This is a genomic window from Nocardia sp. NPDC050435 (genome assembly GCF_040655395.1).
Classification (GTDB): domain Bacteria; phylum Actinomycetota; class Actinomycetes; order Mycobacteriales; family Mycobacteriaceae; genus Nocardia.
The window spans coordinates 1-9,205 of record NZ_JBFAJW010000024.1 but is presented as its reverse complement, the minus strand read 5'-3'; the positions used below and the strand labels follow the sequence as shown (position 1 = coordinate 9,205).

Genomic DNA, 9,205 nt, shown 5'->3' with positions numbered 1-9,205 from the left:
TCTCGGCGGTCTGGTCGAGCGCTCGATTACCGCCGACCGGCTTATCGACGAGCTCGACCGCATCGCCATCTATCGCGGCTATCCGGCGGTCCTGCGCTGTGACAACGGCCCTGAGCTGGCGGCTGCGGTGATGGCAGAGTGGGCTGGGGTCGGTTTGGCGTTCATCCCGCCCGGTCAGCCTTGGCGCAATGGCTACATCGAATCGTTCAATGGGCGCCTGCGCGACGAATGCCTCAACATCAACAGCTTCTAGTCGTTGACCCAAGCCCGCGCCGTGATCACCGACTGGAAAGACGAATACAACCACCACCGAAGACATTCCGCGCTGGGCTACCAGACCCCGGCCGGATACGCTGCAACCTGCATCCATCGATAACCGGCTCTCACACCCGCTGGACCGAAGCCCGGGGTCCCGTCACGTTGATGAAGAGCTCGAGGAATTTTATGAGGCCTTGCTGTCGGGGGTTCCTCCCATTGGCATCACTGGTTCACTCACCTACGATGGCCCAGCGCCGTTTCCGCAGGGACAGACTATCTTTCCGGTCGATGCTCACTACAGCCTGCTAGGCCAGTTCGGGCATGAAGTCCTTGAATCTGCGGCGCGGGACGGGTGGGTGTGACGCCCCGAAGGCGAGTCTGTGGTGTGGATCCACGCAATCAACGGCATGATGCCCGTGTCTGGGTCACGTCCTGGAGTTGCGTTAAATAGGCGCGCAGCTTATCGGTGTAGCTCCACTCATGCTCTCCGGGGTCGATATTTGTGTAGCACGCGCCCGGACAAGCAACACGATCACGACGCCCCCGGAAGAGGGGGCGTCGAAGACGACGGCTGTGGAGGGGGGTTCGCCGGCTGATTGTGCGGGATGTTGAGCAGCAAGAAAACTGCCAGAACCACGCTACCCACTAGTGTGACAACGGATTTGACGATCTGGTTTCGGTGAAACTTTACCGTGTAGTAGCTGCCGTCGAACACCACCAGACGCCTCACCGCGGTAAACAGGCTGGACGCCACCAAGACTGTTCCTACGACGCTGAGTGCGAGAACGACACCGAACCGCAGCGCGTATTGACTGGTCGGGATGCCGACGAACGTGAGGATGCTGAGCGCATCGGCAGTGGTACCCAACACCAGCAGAAAGCTGTCGACAGGTCGACGACTGTCCGAGCTACCACTCACCGCTCGATACCCTTCGCCTGATCGGATCATATTGTGGGAACGCATGCAGGCGAAGCCGGGTCGATTGCCGCCGTAGTTCGCTCCAATGCTCCCGTTCTGCGATACCGACATACGACTCACCGACGATCGACGCGAGCTCCGCGGCAAGCAGCAAAGTGAAGTCGTTTTTACGACGCCGCATCTGCCCCAACAACGCCCTGATGAGAGCGAACAAGATCGCGACCGAAATCACAATCGGAACCACTGCGAACGTCAACGTCGAGAGCGAGCGAACCGTAACCACCAGCGACGCCGCGAGCGAGAGTCCCACACCCACGATCAACGACAAGATCGTGAAAGTTCTGTTCTCCTCGTGCCGGTGTCGCTCGTCGGCCTCACCGAGCATCCGCTCCGCTGCTTGCAGCGCGTTTTCGACATCGTGACCATCGGCCATCTGCCACTCTCGCAGCCGCTGAACCTCCCGCTCGTCGCCCTCATCGCGCGGCGTACGTGAACTAGACATCGTAGAGTTCTCCGAGGTTCTCGATGAGGTTCCTGATCGACGCATCCCTCTGATTATCGTTCAGTGCCGACGGCGCGGTGATCGATCCATGCGAAGACTGAAAACTGTACGGAGCGATTTCGGTCGCGACAGGCAGAACGTAATACTGAAGGCGGCTGTGGCCCACATCATCCAGCAGCCGCTTCGCGTGACGGTCGAATCGACTGTCTGAGCCGGGCAGATAGTAGCCTTCCACAATCGGAAGGCGAGGCCAGTACAAGTCGGCCTTGTTGACCAGCACGAGCAGCCACCGTGGAGCCATCTCTGGAGTGCGTTCTGTCAGTGCAACCTTCGCGCGAATCTCCCTGCACACCTCGGAGAAGTTCTGCTCCTCCGCCATCTGGTTGCGCTCGATCATGCCATCCAGATCGAATTTCGAATCCCTGCGCAGGTCGTAGGCGACCACATCAGAGGAGGTGGGCCAAATGTGGTCGAAGCCTGCACTTGCCATGAACACCACCCCAGCGACACGAGTCTCCTCTCCGAACATCATCCGCATGGCGATCGCGCGCGGTCGTGCCGCCTGCCCCGGAATCGTCGTCAAAGCCAGCGACCGCTTGGTGTTGTTAATCGTGCTGACCATGTAGCCGTTATCGCGTGCCACACTCATCACCGATTGCGCGTTCTCGAGGGTCAGTGTGGACCACAGTCGGGTCTTCCCGGACCCGGCATTACCGGTGATCACGACGGGCAGCCGACCGGAAAAGTGAAATCGTCTCGACTGCAGGTCCAGCGATGTGGGCACCGACGCACTCGCCCGGATGACCTGTATGGCACCTTCCCACATCAGCACGATCGGAAGGTACACGAGCCAAACATCTTTCGTCCGCGAAGCGCAGTATTCGCACGATCCGGCACAGCCGCAGAACCCTTCCCGCCGAGACTTGAGGCATGCACACCAGTTCGGTAATGATCACGAACACACAATTTTCACCTGCGCAAACCGTCCGATCGGTCGCCCGGCCGGCCACCCGGCAACCGAACTCCCAATCAGCACTACCGGGGTCTTCGGTCCCAACCCATCCCTCCTGGTTGACGATCAAGAACTCCCCGGCGGGAACCCGTGGTTGCTCGTGCACGAACCCCTTCCCTCAGCGAACCTCAGCCACGGAGCGCACGATCGAGCGGACGCCGGCCGGCCTCGGACCGGGTCGGCCGCCAACGCCTCTAGCACGTCCGCCTCTGTCCATGATCGCGCAACTGGTGAGCCTATGTAATCAATGTCCCCATAGAGTAAAACGCGTTCTACTATTCCCGCCGGTCCGCAGTCGGCGAACCAAAACCTAGTGGTCAGTATGTTTCACGCTGGACGGCCGTACTGTCTTCATTTTTCGCAGAGGGCCACTCCTGGGAACTTCGGCGTATGATCGTCAATCGAATGCGTCGCAAGGGGTCCGCTCCTGTCGAGCATGGATTCCAGATCCAAGGAGGCTCGGCCGAATGCGTCAGCTAAAGATCACGATCAATCCATCTGTATCCGAAGACCTGGTCGATCTCCTCCGTTGGATGACAAACGAACAGGACCCGAACCTACATCCCGAACGAGTTCCCGTCGCCGATCCGGACTCTATGGGCTTCGCCGAGTACCTGGAGATCGCATTGGCCTCTGCTGGTGCTGGAGGTCTGGTTACGTGCCTTGGGAGTTGGATCCGCTACCGCCGACCTCAGGTCACCGTGTCTGTGGAGACACCCGACGGAACTAAGGTCCGCCTCTCGGCCGAGAACCTTGACGACGATCACGAAATCGTCAAGGCCATAGCGAGATTGGTGGATGATGAGCCAGAGTCCGCTTGACGAGGTACTCAAAGCCTCCGTGGTTTTGATGGGCGCAAGCAGGTTTCCCAGAGACACCGACTCCCTTCCGGAGCTACGCGGTGTCGTAGCCAATGTCGTGGACCTCGAACGCCTACTCTCCGACGAGCGTTACGTCGGTATCGGCATCGAGAAGATCCACCGCATCCTGGATGAAGAGCCGCCGCACATAATTTTGGAGCGGATCGCCGATATAGCGGCCGACGCCACCGAAACGCTCATCGTTTATTACGCTGGCCACGGACTACTCGCCGACAACGGCGAACTCCTGCTGACCGGTCCTCAGAGCACCTACCACCATGCCGCCCGGAACTCGACTCGATGGGAGGCGCTCAAATCTTGTGTGCTGAAAAGCCATGCCAAACTAAAGATCGTCATTCTCGATTGCTGTTTCAGCGGTCAGGCGATCGGCATGGGGGCCGACGCAACAACAGTGCTCGCACAGCTTGAGATATCGGGAAGCGTCGTGCTCACCGCAAGCCCCAAGAACAGCATCGCCCTGGCTCCTTCGAATGCGCGGCGCACAACCTTCACCGATTGCCTGCTGTCCACGATCGAGTCGGGTATAGCCGAGGCCGGGCCGACTCTCGATGTCGATCAGATCTTTGCGGAGTGCACCCGCCGGATGCGCGCCATCCAGGCACCGGAACCGCAGATTCTTGCCACGGGGATGGCGGGCAAACTGCCTCTGTGCCACAACGTTTCCGAAGCGGGTATGCGTCAGCGGGAGGTGCCGGCACCGACGGCGGCCGCAGCCCAACGCCGCGGCCTTAACGTCGGCACACTCGAAAAGATTTCCGCCGCCGTGCGATTCGCCGAGGAGGTTGGTGGCGCACCCGCACAATGGCAGATCGACGTCAACCCAGAGCGATTCGCTGAGAACGTCGCTACGATCCTGACGGCAACCATCGACGAAGTAAACCCGTCGCCGGATGAGATCGCGGTTGCCTACGCCGCGCTGCTCTTGACCCAGGTTCGACTGGACCGCGCGATCCAGGCTCTGCCCAGCATCGCCACTATGCGCGAGAACAATAGTTGGCCAAGGGAGTTCATTGCTGCGCACGCCGCGACCGAACGTCTCGTCGAGCGGTCGGTCGACCCACACAGTCGCGAGCCCATCCGTGCCGCGGTGAGCCAGTGGATAGCGGGCCATGCACTGTCGACAACCACAACGGGGTGGCAGGATCCGGAGGTCGTCGCCACCGCGTCGCGATTCGCCGATCTACTCACTCGAAACCTTGGGGACCGAGAGCATCTTGCCGCACGACTCCTGGTGGAGGCCGAGCGAATTCAGCGATCGATCTACCCCACCAGCGCCCTGACCGATTCCCTGGCGTACACCTCCATCCACTCGGGGCGAGTGGAATACCTGCGCTGGCACATGGTCTACGAGCTCGGCACCGTACTCCGGGAAATGCATTTTGATGTCTACCGCTACGGCCGAGAACTGGTCGAGCAACTAGGGATCGTGGCCCAGTTCGAGGTGGAGCCGCTGAAGCGGGATCTGCAGAACGCACGCTGGGCACTGGCCGAGAACGGCGATCTCGTACTGGTAGCTAATTGCTTCGACCCAGCGGTCGAGGAGGCGCTGCGCTCCTACGTGGAGGAGTTCCGTCGAACGAGGGACAAACTGCCCAACACCCGGACGGCCGAATGCCTGCGCAGATTCGTGCTCTTGGAGGCCCTCGCCGACGGCGTGGGTCCGCGTCTGGTCGAGGGCCGTCCCGCATACCGGCGCCCGATCACCAGGCTGACAATGAACAGCGGCAAAATCCGGCAACTGCTCATGGGCGAGGAGCTGTACGGGGAGCCACGCCTCGCCATGCGCGAAATGTATCAGAACGCGCTCGACGCATGTCGCTACCGGGAACTGCGACATACCTACTTGAGCCAGCGCGGTGTCCCGCTGTCGCAGTGGACACCAGCCGTGAAGTTCGAGTCGATCTACTCTGACAGTGGGTCATTGCTGCGCCTGGACTGCATCGACAATGGCGTTGGCATGCGGGAAGCAGTGCTGGAGAACTGTTTCCTGAACGCGGGAACACGATTCGTCGAGACGGCCACGTTCATTGATGAACAAGCCAGCTGGCTGGAGCAAGACCCGACCCTACGCCTTACGCCCAACAGTACGTTCGGCATCGGCGCGTTCAGTTATTTCATGCTGGCGGACGCTGTGGAGGTGCTGACCAGGCCCCAGGCTCCGGACGGTTCGTTCGGAGACGGACTGCGCCTGCTCATCAATGCGGGTTCCGGTGTGGCTCGGGTATTCGCCGACGATTCCATCCCTAACTTGCTGCCCGAAGGCGGCACCGCCGTACGACTGCATCTGCGTCCGGAATATCGCAGCGTAAGCCGGCTGCAGCTGCGCAACTTCATCGATGAATTCGTCGTCTTCGCGCCCATGCAATTGGAGATATCTGAGGGCACCGAAAACGTCGTGCGTGCGGCAGGTGAGCTGTCACCCGAATCGCCGAGTTCCCATACGGCGGCATGGGTCGACGGCGAGTCGAAGGCTTGGTGGGCCTCGTACGAGGCACCGGTGCTAGCCGACGGACTGCTGACCCCGGCCGTGCTGTTCGGCACAATGGCGACCCTGCACGGTGACCACAAACCCATGCTTCGCGTAGACAGAAACGATGTCGTGCACTGGGATGTGGACTGGGTACTCGACAGGACCGCCGGGGCTGCGGAATCGCTGGCGAACTGGGATGGTCTGTCACTCCGCTGGCTATGGAGCTTCTCTGAGGCCTACCCCAGGTATGGGAAGGCACTCTTCGAACGTATTGAGGAAATTCGACCGATAATTCCGCTCGGCCAGAGCAAGTACTGGGGCCGGGATGTCGATATCCGGAAGGTCGGTTGCTTCCCCGGAGACAAGTACCTCGTCAGTGGGCTCGGGGACAACGTCAAAACTCGATATCCGGAATTTTTGGTGCCCGAGGTCCGCCGGAAACATGACTCGTATTGGGGCCCGCATGTCCGGTTCCCTGCCTGTCTGCGCCCTTGGCGGCGGCGAGTATGGCTCGAATGCCTACCTGAACTGTTCGAAGGGTGGACGCAGAGCAACGACGACGTCGGGCGAGCGCTGGTCGAAACCATCGAAACGCCCGAAGAGTACCGCTTCCCGGTGTGGGAGCCGGAGACTCTGCAGGGAATCCCGAATCCAGATCCCGTCGACGCCGTATTACTCGCCTCGCAACCGAGCATCCTGAATACATCGTTGCTGTGGGATTCCGGTGCAGGCTCAAGCACCATGGTCGATGTCGTCGCCTTGATACACGGAGCGGCGAGAACCCAGACGCCGCTCGGCGAATGCGTGCAGCGTCTCGCGAAATTCACTCGATTCGCCTTGTTACGCCTGCCCGCTATCGCGCCCGATTCGCTGGACTACATTCCCGACCAGCGGGATTGCCAGCTCGTCACCGCACTCGGCGAGGCGTGGAGTATCGACCGGACCGTTTCAGTCGAGGATTTTCTCGGCTTAGTACCAGTGAGTCAGGAACTCAGCCTTTCGCTCGCCGAGGCGTGCGAAGCCTTGGAGAGGCTACTGGCACGGCTCGGCGCCGACCCGCCCAAGGTCTCCCAAACGCTGGGATCGAGCTCGAAGCATGTTCCATCCGCGCGGGAAGTGCGCTTCTTCGGGTTCGACGAGTATGACCACGGCTGGGAGCTTCGCTATGGGCGTGGTACCCGCGCCGCGCTCATGCGAGCTGCGGGGCGTGCGGATATGGGGCCAATCGAGATCGTCAAGACGATCGCCCGATACGCACCTCTCGGAATGGACAGATACCTCCGGTCGCTGGAGTCGGTCGATCTCGGCACCTCCGACGAGATGATGCTGAAAGGCTGGTCAGCCAATTTCGACGAACGCCAGCCCTGGATCGACGAGGAGGTCTTTCGGCGCGGCTTCATTTCTGACAGTCCCTCCACCAGAGACGAATTGCTGGGCCACGCACTGTTCTTCGCTGTACTCGAGGAGAAGGAACTGGAGGCGGCCACGCGCGCCATCGTCTCGTTCCCTGGGCTGACTGATGAGCAGCGGAGCATCGACGACCTGTCCATTCCATCAATCGTTCCAACGGAATTGGATGTCAAGCTGATGCGCAGCAGAGTCGGAGACAACAGTCGATACCAGGACAAAATCCTCGACGGCCTGGGGCAGCGCTCATTGGTGCGCAGAAGATTCTCACCGCTCGAACTCAAACTTGCCGCGCAGGGTGAGAATGTCACGCTGGATTTCACATTCGAACGGTTGCGTCACTTCGAATATCTGGGAGTGAGGCTCCCCGAATGCGATGCGGCAACCTTGGATGCACATCAGTTTACCGACCTCGAGATGGAATTGCTGACCACGGAGGACCATTCGCTCGGAGCGTTCGGAAACTTCCCGGATAGGCGAGACAAGAAGCCGATCGTGATTCCGATCCCTCCCCAGCATGTCATGACCGTAGCAGCTGCGGAACATTTGCCGCTAGGCGCGGTGGTCGAGGCATTGGATGGGCTCGCTCCCCTTGGCGTCTTATCCGGTTGCGGGCCGTTGCCGGCCGGACTCGATTCGTTTGTTCCAGGGAAATCCGACGTGGGACTTGCACGCCGGCTGGCCAGGGAGCCCATGGGCATGGCCATCTGCCGGGCCGCGCAGGAGCAGGAAAACTCCATCGGCTACATCATCGACAACGTCTCAACCTGGGCGGCATGGTTGTTGAATCTGGACCAGGAGGAATGCATTTCGCAGTTGGAGGTGGCCCGGAGATTTTGCGGCGACCTCATCCCCGTCTACTCGGACGTGTCATTCTACTGCGCCGTTGGCGCGCAGGCTGCGGCCAACAGGGGTCGGTTCGGACGATTCGGCGCGCTGGTGCTTGCCGCGCAGGCGAATACCTCGGTGCGCACGGTAATCGACAAGTTCGAGACTTTCGAGACCCTGCTACGCACCGACGCGATCGACGGCGAGGGCTTGGGTTCCTGCCCCGACTACATGGCTGCAGTAGTACCCGACAGCCTGTGGATACTGGCCGCATCCGACAATGCCGTGGTTGGGCGATACGCCGAGAAAACTTGTCAATGGCTCGGCGTCACCGAACAACGCATCGCAGCCGCACGGCAGTTCGTCTCCTCGTGACGGCTGGACCCGCCCGTCGTCAGTGCGCCTAATACATAGGAAACATTCAGGCGGACAGCCCCATCTTCGGCTGTGTACCCGTGGCAGATAATACTCCGTCACCGCTCACTTGGTGCCCGGCGACGCTGTGAGGGGACCCCGGAGATCGGTCCGCCGCGTGTGAGAGCCAGTTATCGGTGGATGCAGATTGCAGCGTATCCGGCGGGGGTCAGGTAGCCCAGCGCGGAATGTCCTCGGCGGTGGTTGTATTCGCCTTTCCAGTCCGTGATCACCACACGGGCTTGGGTCAGGGACCAGAAGCTGTTGATGTTGAGGCATTCGTCGCGCAAGCGGCCGTTGAACGATTCGATGTAGCCGTTGCGCCAGGGGCTGACCAGGCGGGATGAACGCCAGACCGACTCGTTCACCGGCCCTGTCGGCCATCACTGCCGCCGCGAGCTCGGGTCCGTTGTCGCAGCGCAGCACGGCTGGATAGCCGCGGTCGACGGCGAGACGGTCAAGCTCGTCGATAAGCCGATCGGCGGTAATCGAGCGCTCGACCAGACCGCCGAGG

5 protein-coding genes and 2 pseudogenes are annotated in these 9,205 nt (G+C 60.9%); 3 read left to right on the top strand and 4 right to left on the bottom strand.

Translation table 11 applies throughout. From position 1 onward, the window contains the following. Nucleotides 1-376 (top strand): annotated as a pseudogene (locus tag AB0I43_RS40660) (integrase core domain-containing protein); the annotation flags it as partial. A 414-nt stretch (nt 377-790) separates the two neighbouring features. Here the strand turns inward: AB0I43_RS40660 and AB0I43_RS40655 are convergent. The 3 genes from AB0I43_RS40655 to AB0I43_RS40645 are packed head-to-tail and all read right to left on the bottom strand — an operon-like array spanning nt 791 to nt 2,511. Then, nucleotides 791-1,177, bottom strand: coding sequence for a hypothetical protein (locus AB0I43_RS40655; RefSeq protein WP_356981552.1), 387 nt, complete (start codon nt 1,175-1,177; stop codon nt 791-793). Further along, on the bottom strand, nt 1,167-1,679 hold the full coding sequence (locus tag AB0I43_RS40650) for a hypothetical protein (protein WP_356981551.1): 513 nt from the start codon (nt 1,677-1,679) through the stop codon (nt 1,167-1,169). Before AB0I43_RS40650 ends, AB0I43_RS40655 begins: the two co-directional genes overlap by 11 nt. Then, nucleotides 1,672-2,511, bottom strand: coding sequence for a hypothetical protein (locus AB0I43_RS40645; RefSeq protein WP_356981550.1), 840 nt, complete (start codon nt 2,509-2,511; stop codon nt 1,672-1,674). Before AB0I43_RS40645 ends, AB0I43_RS40650 begins: the two co-directional genes overlap by 8 nt. Nucleotides 2,512-3,158: 647 nt before the next feature. Here AB0I43_RS40645 and AB0I43_RS40640 point away from each other — a divergent pair. Further along, nucleotides 3,159-3,512, top strand: coding sequence for a hypothetical protein (locus AB0I43_RS40640; RefSeq protein WP_356981549.1), 354 nt, complete (start codon nt 3,159-3,161; stop codon nt 3,510-3,512). Next, nucleotides 3,490-8,652 (top strand): caspase family protein, encoded by a 5,163-nt coding sequence (locus tag AB0I43_RS40635; protein WP_357434269.1) that lies wholly within the window; start codon nt 3,490-3,492, stop codon nt 8,650-8,652. The genes AB0I43_RS40640 and AB0I43_RS40635 overlap by 23 nt, the downstream gene beginning before the upstream one ends. Nucleotides 8,653-8,822: 170 nt before the next feature. Here AB0I43_RS40635 and AB0I43_RS40630 read toward each other — a convergent pair. Further along, nucleotides 8,823-9,205: pseudogene (locus tag AB0I43_RS40630) on the bottom strand (integrase core domain-containing protein); the annotation flags it as partial.

What these genes read in the sequence shown, in the direction of transcription:
- AB0I43_RS40640 (WP_356981549.1), top strand. Translation starts at nt 3,159, where the DNA reads ATGCGTCAGCTAAAGATCACGATCAATCCATCTGTATCCGAAGACCTG.
- AB0I43_RS40650 (WP_356981551.1), bottom strand. Translation starts at nt 1,679, where the DNA reads ATGTCTAGTTCACGTACGCCGCGCGATGAGGGCGACGAGCGGGAGGTT.
- AB0I43_RS40635 (WP_357434269.1), top strand. Translation starts at nt 3,490, where the DNA reads ATGATGAGCCAGAGTCCGCTTGACGAGGTACTCAAAGCCTCCGTGGTT.